The sequence below is a fragment of the Dactylosporangium salmoneum genome (genome assembly GCF_039532525.1).
In the GTDB taxonomy this organism is placed as follows: domain Bacteria; phylum Actinomycetota; class Actinomycetes; order Mycobacteriales; family Micromonosporaceae; genus Dactylosporangium; species Dactylosporangium salmoneum.
On record NZ_BAAARV010000141.1, the window covers coordinates 23,544 to 42,966 of the forward strand.

Annotated in this window: 22 protein-coding genes; 4 read left to right on the forward strand and 18 right to left on the reverse strand. The window is 73.8% G+C overall.

The genetic code is table 11. The annotated features are described in order from the left end of the window. The first annotated feature begins 28 nt into the window (after window positions 1-28). Window positions 29-577 carry a GNAT family N-acetyltransferase gene (locus ABD352_RS54950; RefSeq protein WP_344620675.1) on the forward strand — a complete coding sequence of 183 codons (549 nt, stop codon included), beginning with the start codon at window positions 29-31 and terminating at the stop codon, window positions 575-577. A 77-nt stretch (window positions 578-654) separates the two neighbouring features. Here ABD352_RS54950 and ABD352_RS54955 read toward each other — a convergent pair whose 3' ends face one another. The 5 genes from ABD352_RS54955 to ABD352_RS54975 form a co-directional block, all read right to left on the reverse strand. Beyond that, window positions 655-1,086, reverse strand: a complete 432-nt coding sequence (locus ABD352_RS54955) for a hypothetical protein (protein ID WP_344620676.1) — start codon at window positions 1,084-1,086, stop codon at window positions 655-657. Between the two features lie 74 nt (window positions 1,087-1,160). Further along, entirely contained in the window at window positions 1,161-1,787 is a 627-nt protein-coding gene (locus ABD352_RS54960; protein WP_344620677.1) for a ribonuclease FAU-1 family protein, read from the reverse strand. A gap of 29 nt (window positions 1,788-1,816) precedes the next feature. Beyond that, window positions 1,817-2,092: an acylphosphatase gene (locus ABD352_RS54965; protein ID WP_344620678.1), complete on the reverse strand. Its 276-nt coding sequence runs from the start codon at window positions 2,090-2,092 to the stop codon at window positions 1,817-1,819. Window positions 2,093-2,127: 35 nt separating this feature from the next. After that, window positions 2,128-2,844, reverse strand: coding sequence for a septum formation family protein (locus tag ABD352_RS54970; RefSeq protein WP_344620679.1), 717 nt, complete (start codon window positions 2,842-2,844; stop codon window positions 2,128-2,130). A 42-nt stretch (window positions 2,845-2,886) separates the two neighbouring features. Then, on the reverse strand, window positions 2,887-3,675 hold the full coding sequence (locus ABD352_RS54975) for an SDR family oxidoreductase (protein ID WP_344620680.1): 789 nt from the start codon (window positions 3,673-3,675) through the stop codon (window positions 2,887-2,889). Window positions 3,676-3,854: 179 nt separating this feature from the next. On the opposite strand from ABD352_RS54975, the gene ABD352_RS54980 reads away from it, so the two are divergent. Next, on the forward strand, window positions 3,855-4,718 hold the full coding sequence (locus tag ABD352_RS54980) for a sigma-70 family RNA polymerase sigma factor (protein ID WP_344620681.1): 864 nt from the start codon (window positions 3,855-3,857) through the stop codon (window positions 4,716-4,718). Between the two features lie 9 nt (window positions 4,719-4,727). Here the strand turns inward: ABD352_RS54980 and ABD352_RS54985 are convergent, their stop codons facing one another. Then, window positions 4,728-5,279 carry a TIGR03086 family metal-binding protein gene (locus tag ABD352_RS54985; RefSeq protein WP_344620682.1) on the reverse strand — a complete coding sequence of 184 codons (552 nt, stop codon included), beginning with the start codon at window positions 5,277-5,279 and terminating at the stop codon, window positions 4,728-4,730. Between the two features lie 91 nt (window positions 5,280-5,370). Between ABD352_RS54985 and ABD352_RS54990 the strand changes: the two genes are divergently transcribed. Then, window positions 5,371-5,949, forward strand: a complete 579-nt coding sequence (locus ABD352_RS54990; protein WP_344620683.1) for a TetR-like C-terminal domain-containing protein — start codon at window positions 5,371-5,373, stop codon at window positions 5,947-5,949. 65 nt (window positions 5,950-6,014) lie between these two features. On the opposite strand, the gene ABD352_RS54995 is transcribed toward ABD352_RS54990, so the two are convergent. Genes ABD352_RS54995 through ABD352_RS55005 form a run of 3 tightly spaced genes read right to left on the reverse strand, consistent with a single transcriptional unit; the run spans window position 6,015 to window position 7,599 of the window. Continuing rightward, complete coding sequence (locus ABD352_RS54995; protein ID WP_344620684.1) at window positions 6,015-6,185, reverse strand: hypothetical protein; 171 nt, start codon at window positions 6,183-6,185, stop codon at window positions 6,015-6,017. Between the two features lie 53 nt (window positions 6,186-6,238). Then, a complete protein-coding gene (locus tag ABD352_RS55000) occupies window positions 6,239-7,198 on the reverse strand; it encodes an RNA polymerase subunit sigma-70 (RefSeq protein WP_344620685.1) in 960 nt (319 codons plus the stop codon). A gap of 8 nt (window positions 7,199-7,206) precedes the next feature. Next, window positions 7,207-7,599 carry an SgcJ/EcaC family oxidoreductase gene (locus tag ABD352_RS55005; RefSeq protein WP_344620686.1) on the reverse strand — a complete coding sequence of 131 codons (393 nt, stop codon included), beginning with the start codon at window positions 7,597-7,599 and terminating at the stop codon, window positions 7,207-7,209. A 189-nt stretch (window positions 7,600-7,788) separates the two neighbouring features. Here ABD352_RS55005 and ABD352_RS55010 point away from each other — a divergent pair, with 189 nt between their 5' ends. Next, window positions 7,789-8,229 (forward strand): hypothetical protein, encoded by a 441-nt coding sequence (locus ABD352_RS55010; RefSeq protein ID WP_344620687.1) that lies wholly within the window; start codon window positions 7,789-7,791, stop codon window positions 8,227-8,229. Window positions 8,230-8,273: 44 nt separating this feature from the next. On the opposite strand, the gene ABD352_RS55015 is transcribed toward ABD352_RS55010, so the two are convergent. From ABD352_RS55015 to ABD352_RS55055, 9 genes are all read right to left on the reverse strand, one after another. Further along, complete coding sequence (locus tag ABD352_RS55015; protein ID WP_344620688.1) at window positions 8,274-8,969, reverse strand: hypothetical protein; 696 nt, start codon at window positions 8,967-8,969, stop codon at window positions 8,274-8,276. Further along, complete coding sequence (locus ABD352_RS55020) at window positions 8,966-9,931, reverse strand: NAD-dependent epimerase/dehydratase family protein (RefSeq protein ID WP_344620689.1); 966 nt, start codon at window positions 9,929-9,931, stop codon at window positions 8,966-8,968. Before ABD352_RS55020 ends, ABD352_RS55015 begins: the two co-directional genes overlap by 4 nt. Beyond that, window positions 9,928-11,238, reverse strand: a complete 1,311-nt coding sequence (locus ABD352_RS55025; RefSeq protein ID WP_344620690.1) for a nucleotide sugar dehydrogenase — start codon at window positions 11,236-11,238, stop codon at window positions 9,928-9,930. Before ABD352_RS55025 ends, ABD352_RS55020 begins: the two co-directional genes overlap by 4 nt. A 43-nt stretch (window positions 11,239-11,281) precedes the next feature. After that, window positions 11,282-12,202: a glycoside hydrolase family 191 protein gene (locus tag ABD352_RS55030; protein ID WP_344620691.1), complete on the reverse strand. Its 921-nt coding sequence runs from the start codon at window positions 12,200-12,202 to the stop codon at window positions 11,282-11,284. After that, entirely contained in the window at window positions 12,199-13,110 is a 912-nt protein-coding gene (locus tag ABD352_RS55035; protein WP_344620692.1) for an NAD-dependent epimerase/dehydratase family protein, read from the reverse strand. The genes ABD352_RS55030 and ABD352_RS55035 overlap by 4 nt, the downstream gene beginning before the upstream one ends. A 70-nt stretch (window positions 13,111-13,180) precedes the next feature. After that, a complete protein-coding gene (locus tag ABD352_RS55040; protein ID WP_344620693.1) occupies window positions 13,181-13,909 on the reverse strand; it encodes a nucleotidyltransferase family protein in 729 nt (242 codons plus the stop codon). A 28-nt stretch (window positions 13,910-13,937) separates the two neighbouring features. Further along, a complete protein-coding gene (locus ABD352_RS55045) occupies window positions 13,938-15,404 on the reverse strand; it encodes a hypothetical protein (protein ID WP_344620694.1) in 1,467 nt (488 codons plus the stop codon). Next, window positions 15,401-16,939 carry a GT4 family glycosyltransferase PelF gene (gene pelF / locus ABD352_RS55050; protein WP_344620695.1) on the reverse strand — a complete coding sequence of 513 codons (1,539 nt, stop codon included), beginning with the start codon at window positions 16,937-16,939 and terminating at the stop codon, window positions 15,401-15,403. The genes ABD352_RS55045 and pelF overlap by 4 nt, the downstream gene beginning before the upstream one ends. 11 nt (window positions 16,940-16,950) lie before the next feature. After that, window positions 16,951-19,170, reverse strand: a complete 2,220-nt coding sequence (locus tag ABD352_RS55055) for an Agd3-related carbohydrate deacetylase (protein ID WP_344620696.1) — start codon at window positions 19,168-19,170, stop codon at window positions 16,951-16,953. Between the last annotated feature and the right edge of the window lie 253 nt (window positions 19,171-19,423).

Sequence of the window (19,423 nt, forward strand, 5' to 3'; positions counted from 1 at the left end):
CGGCCGGGGGGCCCGCTAGCTTGTGGCGATGGAACTGCTGCGGACGGCACGGATTCGGTTGCGGCGCTGGGACGAGGGCGACCTGCCCGCGTACTTCGACATCTACTCGCGCTGGGAGGTCATGCGCTGGCTCGGCGCACCGCCGCGGCGCGCCGTTCGTGACCTGGCGGAGGCGCGTGAGCGGCTCGGCCGGTGGCACGAGCGGGAGGCGAGCCTCGACGCGCCCCTGGGGCTCTGGGCGCTCGTGCCCGTCGAGGGCACGGAGCCCGTGGGGACGGTGCTGCTCCTGCCGCTGCACGACGCCGGCGGTCCCACCGATCAGATCGAGATCGGCTGGCATCTGCATCCCGACCACCAGAAGCGGGGTCTGGTCACCGAGGCCGCGCGGGCGCTGCTCGACGCCGCGGCGGCGGCCGGCATGGGTCGGGTGCTCGCCTTGACCGATCCCGACAACGCCGCGTCGCAGGCGGTGGCGCGCCGGCTCGGCATGGCCGACGAGGGCCTGACCGATCGCTGGTTCGGCCTGACGGCCCGCCAGTTCGCCTGGACGGCCGGGGAGGCGCGGGCGGCGGGGTAGATTTCGGCGGGTGGTCTCGATCAGCCGGTCGGCGGCCACCACCTCGCCCGGGACCGCCTGACCCGGGCGTGACGGGCTCAGTCTCCGGAGCTGCCGAAGAAGTGGATGCGGTCGGGCCGGCCGTCGTGGTAGCTGACGATGTACGTCCCGACCCAGCGGTCCCGCTCGTGGCGCAGGTCGCCGATGAGCAGTTCGGTCTCGACCTGCCCGGCTGTCGGGGTTTCGGTGCCGAAGGTGTACGCCAGGTTGTCCGGCGCCAGCGGCGAGACCGTCGCGAAGGCGGGCTCGGCCGAGACCCCGTTGACCATGTCGATGACGGAGTGCGTGCCTGAGTGCGGCTGGGCGTCCACCAACGTGTCCGGGCCCGTCGGCCGGGCCCTGTTCAGGCCGTCACCGGGCGACTCACGGTAGTACTCGCCGCACTCGAAGACCTCCTGCCGAAGCCGCTGCAGCGCGGCGTTCACGTCGCCCTGGTAGGGCACGGAGTACGACCACGAGGACGAGCCCATCAGGAGCCTCCCAGAATGGCGTGCAGCCGGTGGGGGGTGAAGACCACCGTTTTGACCCGGCCTACGGGGCCGGCTCACGGGCTCGTCGCCCGGGGGCGGTCCCAGCCCTCGTCGGGGAGGGCGGGCAGGGGCCAGGACGGGTCGGGGCGGAAGTCGCACCACGTGCCGTCGAAGGGAAAGGCCGCGGCCTCCACGTCGGCGACGACCCGCTCGCCCTCGGCGCGGATCCCGGCGGCCTGCTCGGCGGTCCAGTAGCTCGGGTGGCCGATGCGCTCCTCGAACTCGTCCTCGTCCTTCCAGCGCCAGGTGCGGTCGGCGGCGACGACCAGGTCCAGGGCGTGGTCGGAGGTGTCGACGCCGCCGCTCCAGCGCGCCGGCGGGGCCTCCAGGTTGACGTACCAGCGGTCCAGGCGGAAGTCCTCGTCGAACATCCACCACACCGAGTGGGCGCGGCCCGGGCGGAACAGGTGCAGCACGTGCCGGGACGACCAGACCAGCGGGGTCAGCCGCCACCGCACCGTGTGGCGCTGCGCGAACGGGACCTCGCGGCGGTCGCGGCCGTCCACGGTGCGCAGGAAGAGGTGCGGGGTGCCGATCGGGCGCCAGGTCAGCACGCCGCGGTCGTCGTCCGCGAGGAGGCGCTGCGGCATGACCAGCGTCAGCTCTCCGTTGGTCCGGAAGTTGCGGTACAGCAGGTCCATCACGGCATTATGAGGGAACACCCCGGTCGTCATCGGCCCCTGCGGATCTCGAAGCCCGCCAGGCCCTCGGCCGTCTCGTCGTGCACGACCACGCCGGTCACCTCGGCCGTCTCCGGCCCCTGCCCGGCCCACGCGACGAGGTCCCCGACCGGCTCCTCGCCGCCCTCGAACACGGCCTCGACCCGCCCGTCCGGGAGGTTGCGCACCCACCCGGCCACCCCGCGTGCCTGAGCCACCCGGCGGCAGGTGTCGCGGAAGTACACCCCTTGCACCTGCCCGGACACGAGCACCCTTTTCCGGATCATGCCTCGACGGTACCGCCCGCGACGCCCGCCGTGGGTCAGACCGGGAGCGGGCCGGTGCGCAGGCCCTTGACCGACTTCGTCATGACGTCCTTGCCGGAGGTCTCCACGACGACGCAGCCGACCCGGCCGCCGTCGCGCGGGGTCTTCAGCCAGTGCGACTGCAGGTCGTGCCGGCCCGCGAACTCCTCCGCGCTCAGCCCGAGGTACGCCGCGGCCGCCTGGCGGCAGCTCGCCTCGTGCTCGCCGCCGTCCACAGTGGATCCGACGTACTCAGCCGCGTGCGGCTCGGTGCACGCCACGTACGTCAGCACGCCGTCGGTGTACCGCCCGCAGGTGGCGGCCATCGGGCGGTCGCCGCTCATGGTGCCCTGCAGGCTGCCGCTGTGCGGCGCCCGGGTGCCCTCGGAGTCGCTGACCACGAAGAGCGCGCACGCCTGCGACGTGTAGTCCTCCCGCACGTAGTCGAGCAGGCTCAGCTCGACCTGGGAGTCGGCGAGCGGCCCGCCGAGGAACTCCTCGGCCGACTTGTGGCAGCCGTCCTGCGCCCCGTCCGGGTAGAAGAAGTCGACGATCTCCGCCTGGTGGGAGTCGGCGCACCGCCCGGGCTGCAGCTGGCCCGCCTTGGCCGCGTCCACCACGCACCCCTTGTCGCCGGACGCGTGATGATTCGGGGCGAAGTGGCGGTACAGCGCGAAACCGCAGCAACCCGCCACCAGCGCCACGGCCACACCGGCCGCGATCTTGCCGTTCACGCGCGGGAGGTTACACGCCCACGCCGCCCGCCGCTGACCCGTTCAGGGCCGCACATTGGCGGCGAGGTGGGCCTCCCAGGTGCCCGTGCCCACGGCGCGGCCGGGGGCCAGGTTCGCGCCCGCGCACACCGCCCGGTAGGCGCCGCCGGCCATCCGCATGCGCAGCACCGGCCGACGCTTGCCCGCGGCCCGCAGGTACGAGCGGACCAGCTCGTCCATGCCGTAGACGCGCGGCCCGGCCAGGTCCGGGACGAGCCCCGCGGGGGCGCCCAGCGCCAGCTCGGCCATCCGGGCGGCCACCTCGGCGCCGGCGACGGGCTGGAAACGCACGCCCGCCGGGACCGGGACCACCGGCATCTTCGCCATCTGGCGGATCGTGGTCAGGGTCAGCTCGTGGAACTGGGTCGCCCGCAGGGTGGTCCACGGGATGCCCGACTCCTCGACGAGCAGCTCCGCGGCCCGCTTGGCGCCGAAGTAGCCGAACATCGCCCGGTCGGCGGCGCTGCGCACCGGCACCCGGTCGGCGCCGACGACCGAGATGTACACCAGGTGCTCGGCCCCCTCGGCCGCCCTGATCAGGGTGCGGGCCTTCGCGTCGTCGCCCTTGGCCGAGCCGGCGCAGTGCACGATCGTGCCCGCGCCGGCCACGGTCGCGGCGACGCCCTCCCCGGTGGCCAGGTCGGCGGCGACGTACTCGACGCCGGGCACCGGCTCGGCCGGGCGGTTACGGCTCAGCACGCGCACCGGCCGGCCCGCCTCGCGCAGCAGGGGCAGCAGCAGGCGGCCGAGGGTTCCGGTGCCGCCGGTCACCAGGATCGGGGTGGTGGTCATGGCCTTCTCCGTTCACGTCAGGTGGTTCGTCATCACGCAGACCCGCGGGAGCGAACCGATGTGACGTGACGTGGGCCACTGCGCGTAGCGGCCGTTGCAGGCGCGAACCGGTCGTGACGATGGCCACGGGCCCGGTGTCGCCATCGAGCGGCGGGGGCTGATGCGGTACTGAATAGGGCGTGAACGAGCAGGACTGGGCACAGCACCGGGGCCGGGTGCGGGCCGTCGCCTTCCGCATGCTGGGCTCCACGGCGGAGGCCGACGACGCCGTGCAGGAGACCTGGCTGCGGGCGAGCAGGGCCGGCACGGAGGGCGTGACCAGCCTCGAGGCGTGGCTGACCACCATCGTGGCCAGGGTCTGCCTCAACCTGCTGCGCGCCCGCGCCCAGCGCCGTGAGGACCCGCTCGACATCCACGTGCCCGACCCGATCGTCAGCCCGGCGTCGGGGCTGGACCCGGAGCACGAGGCGCTCCTGGCCGACTCGGTCGGCCTGGCACTGCACGTCGTGCTGGAGACGCTCTCCCCGGCCGAGCGCCTGGCCTTCGTACTGCACGACATGTTCGCGGTCCCGTTCGAGCAGATCGCGCCGATGCTGGACCGCACGCCCGCCGCCGTGCGCCAGCTGGCCAGCCGGGCCCGGCGTCGGGTCCAGGGCCGGCCCACCGCCCCCGACCGGGACGTGAACCGGCAGCGCGCGGTCGTCGACGCGTTCTTCGCGGCCTCGCGCACCGGCGACTTCGCCGCGCTGGTCGAGGTCCTCGACCCGGACGTGATCCTGCACTCCGACGGCGGACCGACCCGCCCGCGGCTCACGTTCACCCTGCACGGCCCGGAGCAGGTGGCCACCCAGGCGCTGGCGTCGTCGCGGCTCTCGCCGTTCGTCTACCCGGTCCTGGTCAACGGCGCCGCGGGCGTGGTGGTGGCCGCGGCGCCGGACCGCCCGCTGTTCGTCATGGCGTTCACGGTGACGGGCGGGCGGATCGTCGCCGTCGACGTGCTGGCCGACCCGGACCGCCTGCGCGCCCTGGACCTGCCGCTGTAGGGGGTCCGGTTACAGCTCGCGGCCCAGGTACGCGAGCAGGCGGCGGTGCGCCGGGGCGTCGGCGGGCGCCGGTCGTTCGGGTCCGAACATGCCCGGGCGCCGGAACGGCGTCATGTCCATGCTCCGCATGGTGGCCAGCAGCCCCTCGCAGAGGCGCTGGTCCACCAGGTCCTCCCGGCCGCCGACCACGGCCAGGTCGGCGCCGTGCACCAGCACCTCGGTCAGGTGGATGTTCGCGGCCATCGGCCGGGGCACCTCGCCGAAGCCCAGCCGGACGGTCCCGTCGAGGGCGTCGGGCCGGTGCCACGCCGCCCGGTCCAGCTCGGCGGCGACCTTGAACGCCCCGGCCGGGTCGTCGCCGAGCCAGTCGTCCTCGTGGTCGCGCCCGGCCTCGCCCCCGGACAGCTGGGCGGCGAAGATGCGCACTCCGCCGACGAGGTGGTTGAGCTCGTCGCGCACGCTCCAGCCGGGGCACAGCGACGGCTCGCCGAGTCGCTGCGGCCCGAGTCCGGCGACGACCGCGGTCGTCATGTCGATGGCGGCATCAATACGGTCGATCACGACGGCTCCCTAACGCAGTGGCTGATTGCGTTAAGACCGTAGGCCGACCGCGGGTCTTAACGCAAGTGTGAACTGCGTTAAGCTTCGGACCGTGAGCGAGGAGAAGACCCGGCGGCCCGGCGGCCGCAGTGCCCGGGTGCGCGAGGACGTCCACCGCGCGGTGATGGCCCTCGTCGCCGAGCGCGGCTACGGCAACTTCACGGTGGGCGACGTGGCGGCGGCGGCCGGGGTCGCGGACAGCAGCATCTACCGGCGCTGGGGCACCCTGGAGGCGCTGTTCTCGGAGGTCTCCCTGACCTGGCTGACCACGTATTCCCCGATTCCCGACACGGGCTCGCTGCGCGGCGACCTGCACGCCTACGCCGCCGGCGTGCTCCGCGACGTCACCGGCCCGTCCGGCCTGGCGGTCCTGCGCCTGATGCTCGCCCTGTCCACGGCCGGACCGTCGGGCCTGGAGGCCCGCGAGCGCTTCCTGGCCGCCCGCGGCGCGCAGCTGCAGGCGATGGTGGACCGGGCGGCCGAGCGGGGGGAGCATCCGCCCCACCCCTTGGACGTCGTCGACCACATCCTGGCGCCGCTGTACGTCCGGGCGCTCTTCGGCATCGACGGCCTGACCCCGGAGTACATCGACCGCCTGGTGACCTGCGTCCTGCAGCTCGCCGACACGTGAGCGGCGCCTGAAACGGCCACGCCGCCCGGCCTGCGGGCCGGGCGGCGTGTCATCCGTCTCCGCGATCAGCGGACCGTGACCACCACTCGGGCGCTGATGTTGCCGACCTTGATGAGGCTGTCGAGGTGCTCGACCGAGGGGAACCGCGGGTCGTGCTTGCGCAGGTTGTCGAGCACGGCCTTGTAGCCGCCGCCCGCGCCCTGGGGGCCGGTGCCGTTGATGATGTTCTGGAACACGTCGCTGCCGGCCCAGTTCGAGGCCGGTGTGTCGATCCAGCGTGAAGGGGCGCTCAGCGAAGCCGGGACGGCAGGGCGAAGGCGACGAAGACCGCCGGGTCGACGAAGGCGATCGCGTGCGCGATGCCCGCCGGGGTCACCGTGAACACCTGCACGGAGTGCGGCTCGTACCCGTCGCCGGCCCGCACGTAGGCCGCCACGGCGGGTTGCCCGTTCGCGCCGACCGGCAGCATTCGCCAGTCGCGGCCGCGCAGCTCGTGGACGAGCGCGATGAACCCGGCGTACCGGTCCCGCCCGCGGTACCAGTTGCGCAGCGGCGGCATCTCCAGCACCGCGTCCTCGGTGAGCAGGCCGGCCAGCGCGGCGAGGTCCGCCGCGACGAACGCCTCGACGTACCGGTCGACCAGCGCCCGCTGCGCCGCCGAGTCCGGCTCGCTGACGCGCTCCGGGCCGAGGCCGGCCGACTCGAGGCGCGCCCGGGCCCGCTGCAGGCCACTGTTGACCGCCGCCGGCGTCGTGTCCAGCACCGCCGCCACCTCGGCGGCCGGCCATTCCAGCACCTCGCGCAGGATGAGGATGGCCCGCTGCCGGGGCGGGAGCAGCTGCAGCGCGGCGATGAGGGCCAGGCGCAGGTCGCCGCGGGCCTGCACCACGGCCGCCGGATCGCCGAGGCGCGCGTCGGGAAATGGTTGCAGCCACGGTACGTCCCGGTCCGACACGAACGGCGACCGCGGATCGTCGCCGGGCTCGCCCAGGCCCGAGGGCAGCGGACGGCGCCGCTTGCCCTCGAGCGCGTTGAGGCAGGCGTTGGTGGCGATGCGGTGCAGCCAGGTCCGCAGCGACGCCCTTCGCTCGTCGAACCGGTCGTAGGCGCGCCAGGCCCGCAGCAGCGTCTCCTGCACCAGATCCTCGGCGTCCTGGAACGAGCCGAGCATCCGGTAGCAGTGGGCCAGCAGTTCGGCGCGCAGCGGCGCGGTCCGGCTCTCGAAGCCGGTCGGCACGGACGTGGTCATGGCGCCGCTCAGCCGCCGGCCGGGCAGTTGTGGAACGCCTCGACGAGCCAGCCCTCGCCGGTGCGGGCCAGCACCCACGTGGATCGGCGGCGCAGGCCGGTCTGCACCGTGTCCTCGCCCGGCAGGACGAGACCGCCGACGCCGTTGACGATGGCGATGTCCTGCCCGACGTACCGGATCCGCTCGAAGTCCTCCGACAACGTCGTGTCCTTCAGGGGTCCGGCGAATCCCGCGGTCATGAACGCGCGGATGGCGTCGCGCCCCTGCGCGTGCGTGCCGGCGGTGACGACACCGGCGTCCTCGGTGTAGAGCGCGGCGAGGGCGTCGGGGTCGTTGGCTTCCCAGGCCGCGGCCATGCGGGACATCAGGTCACGGACTTCGGTCTGGTCGATGGTGTGCACGGTGTACCTCCGCGAAGGTCGTCGCTTCGAGCCTGTCGGGGATACATACCGGCGCCCGGCGCCGGACTCATCGGTCCTGGGGCGGATTCGTTGGAGACCACCGTACCGAACCACGACCGGTCGTTCGGCGAACCGGTCGGCCCGTTGGTACGCCCGGATCCGCATCGCCCCTGCCGATAATTGGGCGGCATGGCGTACCCGGCCCCGCGCGACGTGCCACTGCTGTACCCGGACTACTTCATGGAGCTGCTCACGACCGGCGGCGTCCCGCCCACCCCCGGCAACGTGGCCCGGCTGGTCGAGCGCGCCGCCTTCATGATCGGCACCCAGGGCGCGGCCTACTGCGCCCAGCTGCGCGACCCGGCCACCTTCGAGATCTTCCTGGTCAACTTCGCCCGCGGCGGCATGCCGGCCCGGCGCCTGCATCTCGCCGACGACATGGTCGACTGGCTGTGGGCCTGGAGCGCCCTGTGCCACGACGACCTGCGCGGACGCTTCGTGACGTGGCGCGCGGACCTGCTCGGCCCGGGCGGCCTCCTGCGGCGGGGCCGGGACATCCCGCCGATCGGCGCCGGCGAGCCGGACTACGAGGAGGCGTGGCGCACGGTCTTCGCCGAGCAGTCACGGTGATGGCGGCGCCGGGGCGAGCGCGGCCGTGCCCGCCCCGGCGCCGGTCATACCAGGGACAACGCGCGGTCGCTCACCACGCAGTGCATGCCGAACAGGGCGGCGCGGCGGCGGGCGAAGTCGGCGAGGCCCGGCGTGTCGGCGTAGTCGAGCGCGTACAGGTCCAGGTCGTAGCGCGGCAGCTCCTCGGCGACACGGGCGTGACCCTCCAGGATGTCCGGCGGCCACGGGCCGTAGCCGCCGTCGGTCCAGCGGGCCGAGAACGACTCGAACAGGATGCCGTCGACGTGCTCGGCCATCTGCGGCAGCATCCCGAAGCCGCGGTTGGCCAGGATGTACGCCCGTCCGGCCACCTTGCGCAGCGCGGCGACGAGGCCGAGCAGGGGCGGCACGTCCTCCGGGTAGGTCAGCTCGACGTTGAGCGTGTCGAGGAACAGCCCGGCGAAGCCCGACTCCAGCGCCGCCCGGGCCTGGCCCAGCACGTGCTCGGACCACTGCGGGTGTCCGACGTGGACGAACGCGCCGCCCCAGTCCGGGTTGCGCTCCGGCCGCTGCCACGGGGCGGGCGGCCCCTGGTCCTCCGACAGCGACAGGTAGGCCAGCGGCTGGGTGCCGTCCGCCCGCAACCGCCGCAGGTCCTCCGGCGGGTAGAACTCCGGCTGCAGCACCGCCTGCCGGTAGCGGAGCAGGTCGTCGAGCCGGCCCGCGCCGTAGTAGAAGACGATCGGGTCCCGGCCGCTCATCGGGCCTCCCGCGACCGGTACCACTCCACCGTGCGCCGCACGCCCTCCTCCAGCGGCACGGCCGGCTGGTAGCCGGTCAGTGCGCGCAGCAGCGAGAGGTCAGGGCAGCGGCGGGTGACCGCGCCCGCCGCGCCCGGCGCCGGCTCGAGGTCTGCGGTCGAGCCGGTGACCCGCAGCACGAGCTTGGCCAGATCGGCGATGTTCGTCTCGGCGGTGTCGTCGCCGATGTGCACGATGCGCCCGGCCGCCTGCGGGCACGCCATCAGCCGGACCATCGCCTCGACGGCGTCGTCGACGTAGCAGAACGCCCGGGTCTGGCCGGCCCCCGGGACCCGGAACGGGTGCTCGCCGCGCAGCGCCCGCAGCGTCATCTCCGGGATGGCGTGGTCGGCGCCCATCCGCGGCCCGTACACGTTGTGGAACCGGCCCACGACCGCCTCGAACCCCTTGGCCCGGGCGCCGTGCAGCAGCGCGGCCTCGCCGAGCAGCTTGCTGGCCGCGTAGGCGTAGCGGGGCGCCGTGACGTCGCCGATCGTCACCGGGACCGCCTCGCCGGTGGGCACCGGCGCGATGCCGGCGTCCACCGAACCGGCGTACACCTCGCTGGTGGAGGCGAAGAACACCCGCTCGCCGCCGGCCAGCCAGTCGAGCATGTGCAGTGCGGCCAGGGTGTTGACCCGCACCACCCGGGCCGGGTCGGCCTCGACGTTGCGCACGCCGACGACCGCGGCCAGCAGGTAGATCTGGTCCCAGCCGTGCGGCAGCCGCTGCCACGTCGCCGGGTCGGTCAGGTCGCCGTGCTGGACCCCGAGCAGCGGCCCGTGGGACAGCTCGGTGAGCTCGACGTCGTTGCGGCCGCGGGAGAAGTCGTCCACGATGGACACCTCGTGCCCGTCGTCGACGAGCCGGCGGGCGAGGTGCAGGCCGATGAACCCGGCCCCGCCGAGCAGCAGGGTCTTCACGCGGCCACCTCCGCGCGCACGGGGAGGTAGCCGATGCCCGCGTAGCGCACGCCGGCCGCGGTCAGCTCGTCCTCGTCGAGGATCCGCCACGAGTCGAAGACGACCGCCGGGCGCCGCGCGCCGAGGACCGAGCCCGTCCGGATCGCCCGGTAGTCGGGGTGGTCGTTGATGACGAGGACCGCGTCGCTGTCGCTGAACGCCTTGTCGATGCTGGTCGGCTCGCCGCCGTACTGGCGGACCACGTCGTCGGTCACCAGCGGGTCGTGGCCGAGCACGGTGAGGCCCGCCTCGGAGAAGATCGGCATCATCGCCGCGATCGGCGTGCCGCGCATGTCGTCGGTGGGCGGCCAGCCCTTGTACGCCCAGCCGAGCACCGCCAGCCGCGCGCCCTGCGTCGAGCCGCGTTCCTGGCGGATCAGGTCCACGACGGTCCGTGCCACGTGCACCGGGAGGAACTCGTTGAGCTGGCGGGCCGGCTCGACCAGGAACGGCGGGCGCCCGCCGCTCTCGCTGAGCATGATGTACGGGTCCTTCGACAGGCAGCCGCCGCCGACGTACCCGGGCCGGGCGAGGTCGGGGCGCGGGTAGTCCAGGTTGGCCGCCCGGATCACCTCGAGCGGGTCGAGGCCGTGGTGCTCGGCGATGAGCGCGACCTCGTTGCCGAACGCGTAGATGAGGTCGGTGTGGCAGTTGTTGGACAGCTTCACCAGCTCGGCCGCCTCCAGGCTGGAGACCGGCACCAGCCGGTTGGCCAGCCCGCCGAACAGTTGCAGGCCGGCGGCGAGGCTCTCCCGGTCGAGGCCGCCGACGACCTGGGGCAGCTCGACGAGCTCCCGCAGCGCCTGGCCCTGGATGGTGCGCTCGGGCGCCATGACGAGCCGGGCCCGGCCCCACGCCTCCAGCAGCGGCGGCAGCACCACCCGTCGGCTGGAGCCGACCGGCACGGTGCTGCGCACCACGACCAGGGTGTCGGGGCCGCACGACTCGGCGACCTGGCGGGCCGCGGCGGCGAGGTTGGTCAGGTTGGGCCGGCGGGTGTGCTCGTCGACGGGGGTCGACACGCAGATCACCGCCGCGTCGACGGCGCCGGGCGGCAGCGCGGTGCCGACGAACACGCTGCGGCCGGCGTGCTCGGCGAACGACTCGGCCACGCCGGGCTCGAAGATGTGCGGGCGGCCACGATTGAGCGACTCGACGACGGCCGGCTGCACGTCCACGCCGTGGACGACGAAGCCCTTGCGGGCCAGGGCGGCGGTCAGGGTCAGGCCGACGTAGCCCATCCCGATGACACCAACGGTGCTTGCCATGTGCTGGCGAATCCTTTCACGGTTGTAAATCGGCACGAGCGGGTCAGCCGCACGGCGCGGCGACCCGGTCGAGCTCCCGGGTGGTCACGGTCCCCAGGAAACGTTCGGTGCGGTAGCGCCCGCAGGCGGCGCGGACGTTGCCGGCCCTGCGGGCGTAGTCGACGGCGAGCACGACCTTCCCGGCGTCGCGCAGCGCCCGTGCGCCGGCCAGGTTCTCGGCGCAGTAGTCCTCCTTGCAGGGCCGGTCGGTGGCCTCGTAGAACAGCTCCTCCATCCCGATGCCGTCGATCGCGTCGACGTAGCCCGGGTACTGCCGCAGCTCGGGCGAGTTCTGCGGCACGACCCAGAACCCGGGCCGTTGCGCCTTCGCGTACCGGCTGGTCCGCGCGATGAGGTCGGTCATCGCGCGGCCCAGCCGGTCGCGGGTCCAGCCGGGGACCAGCTTCAGGTCGATCTCCTCGTAGGCGAGCGGGGTGTCGAGGTACACCCCGTCGAACCCGGCGGCGAGGGCCCGGTCGACGCGGGGCCGCACCACGCGGTCCCACCAGCGCTCGTCCCAGTACCGGACGAAGTACTCGTTCGGCCAGTCCGCCCACCGGTTGAGCACGAGGTCCCCGGCGCCGGCGCGCAACGGGGCGTACTCCGGCCGGAACTGCTCGATGCTGCCGATCTCGAAGTAGGCGAGGACCCGCTTGCCCGACGCCCGCAGCGCGGCGATCTCGTCCGGCCGGAACCAGCCCGAGGCCGCGTCCCGGGCCAGGTCGATGACGGCGAGCCGCTGCGGCGCGCGGGCGAGCGCCGCCAGCCCGTCGTGGTCGTAGCCCTGCAGCTGGTACACCCAGCCGTCCCCGGCCGCGCTGCCGGGAGGCGCGCCGGGCTCCGTGCACGCGAGCGCCGGCGACACGGTGAGCACCAGCGCCGCGGCGATCGCGATCCGGCGCCGGCCCGCCTCCGGCCGGCTCATCGCGGCACGGCGGCGTCGAGCGCGGCCCAGATCGCCTTCACCGACTCCGGCAGCTCGTGGGTGGGCACCCAGCCGAGGACGGCCTCGGCCCGGCCCACGTCGGCGCGGATCCAGTCGACGCCGGCCGAGCGGGCGGGGCCGGCGCCCTGCTCGACGACCGCGCCCTGGTACCCGGCGGCCTCGGCGAGCCGGCGCACCGCCTCGCGGGCGGTCACCGCCCGGCCGCTGCCGATGTTGACCACGCCGGCGCCGGGCTCGCGGGCCGTCACCGCGGCGAGCACCGCGGCGGCGACGTCGCGGACGTCGACGAAGTCCCGGTAGGCGCCCAGCGAACCGAGCGTCACCCGGTCCGCGTCGCCGGACATCGCGTCGCGGATGAGCACCGCGGCCCGGCCGAGCAGGTTGTCGCGGTGCAGCCCGGCGCCGATCGGGTTGAACACCCGCAGCGTCACCCCGTCGACCCGGCCGGCCGCGGTGGCGAGCCGCAGCAGGCCGGTGGCGGCGAGGTGGGTGACGCCGTACTCGCCGACGGGCGCGCACGGATGGTCCTCGCCGACGCTGACGCCGGGGGCGACGACGCCGTACTCCGACGCCGACCCGAGCCGCACCAGCCGCGCGCCGGGCGCCGCCGTCGCGACGGCCTCGATGAGCCGGGCGGTCACCAGCGTGTTGGCCTCGATCAGGTCCAGCCCGGTGCCGGTGAGCCGGCCGGTGCAGTTGACGACGACGTCGGGGCGGACCTCGCGGACGAGGGCGCTCAGCGCGGCGAGGTCGCCGGCGACCAGGTCGTGGCGGCTGCGCGGAGGGCAGGTGAGTGCGGCGATGCGCGGGTCGGCCTCCAGCGCGGCGCGCACGGCCGCGCCGACGAACCCGCTCGCGCCGAAGAGCAGCACCCGTGCCCGGTTCACGCCGTCCTACCTTCAGCAGCAGGAACCAAGGCAAGAGCGCAGCTAGCCCGCCTCCGCTTCGCCGCGGCGGTCATGCTGCCACCGCCCCACGCGCCGGCAGCAGGGTGGCCTCGAGCTCGGCGAAGCGGCGGTTCGCCTCGTCGTACTCCTCGGGCCGGCCGATGTCGAGCCACACGCCGTCGAACTCGTAGCTGTTGGGGAACGAGCCCTGCCGCAGCATGTCCTGCACCAGCCGGTCGAAGCCCATGGACAGGCCCGGCGGGTACGGCTCCAGGGCCTTGCGCGACATGCCGTAGACGCCCATCGAGACCCGGTGCCGGTACGTGGGCTTCTCGGTGAAGCCGATGACCCGGCCCTCGGCGACGTCGAGCACGCCGAACTCGCACCGGGTGGTCTGCGCCGCCGTGGCGATGGTCAGCGCCGCGCCGCACACCTGGTGCCCGGCCAGCAGGTCGGCGTAGTCGAGGTCGGTGAGCAGGTCGCCGTTCATCACCAGGAAGTGCTCGGGCAGGTCGTCCTTGATCGTGAACAGCGGGCCGGCCGTGGACAGCGGGGCGGTCTCCTCGACGTACCGCACGCTCAGCCCCCACCGGGAACCGTCGCCGACGAACGCGCGGATCAGCGGGCCGAGATGGTTGATGGCGAGCATGACCGACGTGAAGCCGCGGCAGGCCAGCTGGCCCAGGACGATGTCCAGGATCGCGTGCCGCTCGCCGATCGGCATCAACGGCTTGGGGAGGGTGGTGGTGTACGGGCGGAGCCGGACGCCCCGGCCGCCGGCCATGATGACGGCGTGCATTGGCGTTGCCTTTCGGTGAGAGCCGTTGTCAGCGGTAGTGCCGCACGGTGCCCAGTGACGGGGTGAGCGCGACGGCCAACAGGGCGGACAGGAGGGTGACGGTGCCGAGGAAGGCGGTGGTGCCGGCGAACGGCCCCGGCGCGACCGAGTAGGCGCCGAGCGCGACGGCGAGCACGAGGCACAGCCGCCCGTAGCCGCCGTGGCCGGCCAGCACGAAGACGAGGAAGCAGGCGCCGGCGAGGACCACGTTCGCGGCGGCCATCGTCGCCACGGACGGCGTGAGGGAGCCGGCCTGGCGCAGCGCCGCGAGCAGCAGCCCGGCCGCGGCCGCGGCGACGAGCCAGCAGGCGGCGACGTCGGCGCCGAGCCGCCCCCACAGCCGGCGCCGGAAGCGTCGCGGCCCCCACGGGTCGTGCAGCATGTCCCGGGAGCGCTCGTCGAAGCGGCGGGCCCGCCACTCCACGAACCCCATCGACACCACCAGCGGCAGCGCGGTGACCAGGATGTCGAAGTGGTGCACGAGGTACGGCACCTGCGCCTGCAGCACGAGGGCGGCCAGCAGCCCGGTGTAGGCGACGACGAGCGCGAGCCTCGCCCAGCGGCCCCGCATCACCGTCCGCAGCGGCGCCCGGGTGCGTTCGCCGGGCACGTGCAGCGCCCGGCTCAGCGCCACGCCGAAGGTGACCGCGACGCAGACCAGCGCGGGCACGATCGCCGCAGCCGGGGCCATCCGGTGGTCGAGCAGGAACGCGCCACCGGCGAGCACCGCCGGCACCATGAGCGCCACCAGCCACGCCTCGTCGCCGAAGAACAGCAGGACGGTGCTGGCCAGCTGGTAGGCCACCGCCGCGGGCACCAGCAGCGCGGCGATCGCCCCGGCGCCGGTCGCGGCGCTGCCCGCGCCGATCAGCCCGGCCACCCCGACGCCGACCGCCGCGGCGAGCGCCAGGAAGCGGCCCGCGGCCCGCTCCTCACCGGCGTTGAGGTACTGGTACGCCATCCACGTCATCCCGCCGGCCCACACCCAGCCGAGCAGCCCGGCCGCGACGATCGCGGGGACCGGCGGGTGCGGCCGCGCGATCGCGAGCACCGCCGGGAACAGCACGCTCGGCAGCAGGTACAGCGCGCCGTGCAGCAGCTCCCGCACGGCCTGGCCGCGCCGGCGGGGGCGGGCGGGGCGCCGCGGCGCCTCGTGCCCGAGCTCGGCCAGGCGGGTGCGCGCCTCGGCGGCCAGTTCGAACACGTCGCGGAAGCCGTACTGCACGCGCGCGGTGTGGTCGGTGACGCCCTGCGCCTCCAGCAGCGCCGCCAGCTGCAGCCCGTCGACGAACTGGCCGCCGCTTCCGGCGTGGATCTCGGCGACGAGCGCGTCGAGCGGGTCAGTGCTCGGCGCGGGCCGCACCAGCAACGGCTCCTGCCCGGTGATCGGCATCGCCACGGTGTCCTCGGTGGCCCATCCGCGCGCCGCGACGGCCATCGGCGCGTGGCGCATCACGGCGCCGCCTCGACGGCGGCGCCGCGCGGGGCGACGAGCTCGTGCAGCCGGCCGGTGCTGCGCATGCCGCCGGCCGGGCGCGACTGCAGCCGCGGGATGACCAGCCGCTCGTACAGGTCGCGGTAGGCGTCCAGCGACTGGGCCAGCGTGAACCGGTCGAGCACCCGCTGGCGGGCCCGGGCGGCCAGCCGTCCGCGTAGCTGCGGGTCGCGCAGCAGCGTCACGCACGCGTCGGCGATCGCCTTGTCGTCGCGCGGCGGCACCACGAAGCCGGCGTCGCCGACCGCCTCGGAGACCCCGCCGACGTTGGTGCACACCATGGTCCGGCCGCACGCCATCGCCTCGATGACCGAGTACGGGAACCCCTCGGAGATGCTGGTCAGCGCGACCACGTTGCCGCTGTGGTACGCCGCGACCGCGTCGGGCGCGCTGCCCTCCATCCGGGCCGCGCCGGTCAGCCCGAGCCGGTCGATGAGGGCGAGGCAGCTGTCGCGGTACCGCAGGTCGATCGCGTGCCCGTAGATCCGCAGCCGGGCGTCGGGCACCTGCCGGCGCACCAGGGCGAAGGAGCGGATCAGCGTGTGGATGTCCTTGAGCGGGTCGATCCGCCCGACGAAGACGACGGTCGGCTCGTCCGGCTCGGTGCTCGCGCTCGGGAACTGCTCGGGGGAGATGCCGTTGTACATCGTCCACATGCGACCCGGGTCGGCGCCGTTGCGCAGCTGCCAGCGCCGGTTGTACGCCGAGTGCGGCGCGAGGGCGTCGGCGAGATGGTAGGCGGCCCCGGCGAGGCTGCGCTGGAAGGCCAGCAGCAGCACGGCGACCGGGTGCGGCAGGTCGCCCTCGATCTGTTCGAGGTACCGCTCGCGCAGGTACACCCCGTGCTCGGAGATGATCATGGGCGTGTCGTGCGCCCACTTCGCCGCCATCCCGACGAGCGCCGACAGCCCGTTCATCGCGCAGTGCACCACGTCGGCGCGCACCGCCGGCACCGCGAGCGGTCGCAGCATGTGGCCGATCAGCGTGGCCGCCCGGGCGGCGTCGGCGAGCGACAGCCGCCGCGGCCGCCCGGCGAGTGCCGGATGATCGGGCCCGAGCGCCTCGCCGACCTCCCACCAGCGCTGCTGCATCGCGCCGAGCGCGGCGTTGGACAGCAGCGCCCGCTCCAGGTCGCCGCCGTCGGCGGCGTACTGGTACAGCCCGCGCAGGGCGAGCAGGAACCGGCTGCGCTGCACGGTCGCCCCGTGCGGGTCCGGGTCCGGGGGCGACGCGATGGCGGTGAGGAACGCGTCGTAGGAGGCGCGGAACAGCGCGCCGGGGCGGGCCCGGGGGCGCCGGCGGCGCGTGCCGCCGGCGCTCCACAGTGGAATGGACACGACCCGGTCGAGGTTGTCCGGCAGCGCCCAGCGGGCCTGCTCGGTGCCGTCGACGGTCAGCGCGACCGCTTCCCAGTGGTACTCGGCCAGGCCGTGCACGAGCTGGTCGCACCAGACGCTGACCCCGCCGAGCGCGAACGGGTACGTGCCCTCCGACACCAGTGCCACCTTCACGAGCGCGGGCTCGCCGGGACGGTCACCGCGGTGCCGGTGCTCAGCGTGAGCTTGGAGGAGACCTCCGCGCCGTAGGTGGTGGCGGTGCCGCTCGCCGTGACCCCGCTGACCGTCAGCGACCCGGCCAGCGGCGAGGTCACGGTCACCGTGCGGGCCGCCGGGTCGTAGACCGCGTCGACGTTGCCGTGCAGCTCGGCGAAGTGGGCGTTGCGCTGGGTCGTGTACGCGGCCAGCGTCGGCCAGTCCGGGGTGAGCAGCGGCACCGAGTAGTAGCTGCTGTACTGCGACAGGACCTTGTCCAGCCAGTCGGTCAGCAGCGTCTTGCCGGAGCCGTAGTCGCGCAGGTTCGCGATGTGGAACGTGTGCGTGTACACCGACCCCGTCGCCAGGTGGGTCAGCGCCACCTGGGCCTCGGCGTCGAGCATCTGCGCGTAGGTCAGGTTCGATGGCCAGAACGGGAACTTGCCGGCCGGGCCGTAGTACGCGTTGTAGAAGGCGATCTGCTCGTCCGGCGTCGTCGTGAAGTACGCGATGTTCGTCGGCCAGTCGGGCACCACCGTGATGCTGGGCTCCATCGGGTGGACGATGCCGCAGTCGAAGCAGGACGGCACGTGGCTCGGGAAGGACATGTTGCCGTGCAGGTAGCGCACGCCGAGGTCGCGGGCTGCGTTGAGCAGCTGCGGGTTGGAGGCCATGAGGCCGTGGTCGGTCGGCGGGTCGACGTCGTCGTCCGGGTTGTCGTTGTAGACGCCGAGGCCGGAGTACTCGCCGGTCTTGAGCACCGTGTTCGGCTGGGACAGCCCGAGGCGGGTGGCGACGGTCCGGTTCGCCGAGATCTCGTTCGACGTCGTGGCGTAGTCGGTGAAGTTGAGCTCCGGGTGGGTCAGCGTGTGGTTGAGCCACCGGAACTTCGTGGCCAGGCACCGGGTCGTGGCGGTCAGCGTGCTGATGCCGCCGTTCGGGCTGCACAGGCTGCCGGCGTTGAGGTCCGCGTCGCCGCCGTTGTACGCCAGGTTGAGCGTCAGGCCCGAGGCGAGCGGGTAGGTGGTGCGCAGCGCGGTCTGGCGCAGGTAGGCGTTGTACGCGTCGTGGCCGGACATCTGGTAGCCCGGGTCCGACTCGATGTGCCCGTCGGGGTAGTAGTGGTCGGCGCTGTTGAACCAGTCGTCGACGTCGACGTTGATGAAGTGCCGCTGCTCGCCGAGGTACAGCCCGCGGGTGGCCCAGCGGAACATGCCGTACGTCACCAGGTTGGCCTGCATGAGGTACTGGTTGGACGTGAACGTCAGCGCGAGCCGCTCGCGGCCGTCGCTCGAGGTGGTGCGCACGCCGAGCACGTCGCTGCCGTTGACGAGCACCGGGTCGGCGGCGCAGCCGGCGGTGACCCGCGTGCGGTACACGTAGGACTGCACGATCGGGACCTTCGCGGTCGACTTGAGGTAGTCGAACACCCCGGCGCCGGCCGTCGTCAGCGAGGCGGGCAGGGCGGTGTCACCGACGGAGGTCTCGCTGGAGGCGGACAGGCAGTAGTTCTCGGGAAAGGTGCCGTAGCTGGTGTACAGCGCGGCCTGGCGCACCGCGTAGTCGCGCTCGTAGGCCCACAGCACGTTCCACTCGGTGCCGTCGAGGCCGCTGACGTACGAGCCGCCGCCGGCGTCGTAGAGCAGCATGCTGCTGGTGAGCAGGATCGCGTTGTACTTCCCGGCGCCGTCGGCGCGCAGCAGCGACGCCGCGGTGAGCGGCTGGCTCTTGCTGAGCAGCACGTCGTAGGCGGCGCCGACCCGGTCGAGGGTCGCCTTCCACGTGTCGACGCCCCAGTCGGTGCCGTCCACGCCGATGACGAGCGCGCGCAGGCCCACCTTGGCGCTGGTCGCGGCGGCGGTCGCCGCCCCGTCCGCCTGGGCCTGGGCCTGGGGGGTGGACAGCCCCTGCGTCGTCGCCGGTGTCTTCTGGCCCGGCCGCACGGTCAGGTCGGGCTTGATCGGCACCGAGCCGGTCATCTTCGGCAGCGGCGCGGGGGGCTTGGTGGCCTTGCGTTGCGTGGCCGCCGGGTCGCCGAGCACGAGCGCGTGGTCGTGCTGCTTGTCGGGCTGCTTCTTGGGCGGGGCGGCGGAGGCCCCCTGGACGCCGCCGCTCAGCGCGAGCAGCGTGCCCACGGTGGCGGCGGCGATGAGTCTGGCCGATAGGCGGGAGGAGAGTGTACGTGCCAACGTCATGAGCGCTCCGGGTGGTTCGAATCCGGTCTTGTCCCACGGATCCGCGGTGTCGTGAGAAGGCGCGCGGAAAGCGCCGCAGTGGCGGCGCGGTGGCGTGCCGGGCGGTGGAGAGTTCGTGGAACGAACCCGATGTTACGAGCGGGCCGACGTGATCATTTGAGGGCAAAGCATGACATCGGGGGTGGCCCGGCGAACGGTCAACGGCGAGCGGTTGGTTCAAGACCCGAGGTCGGCGGGCGCCCGAGACTGTCGG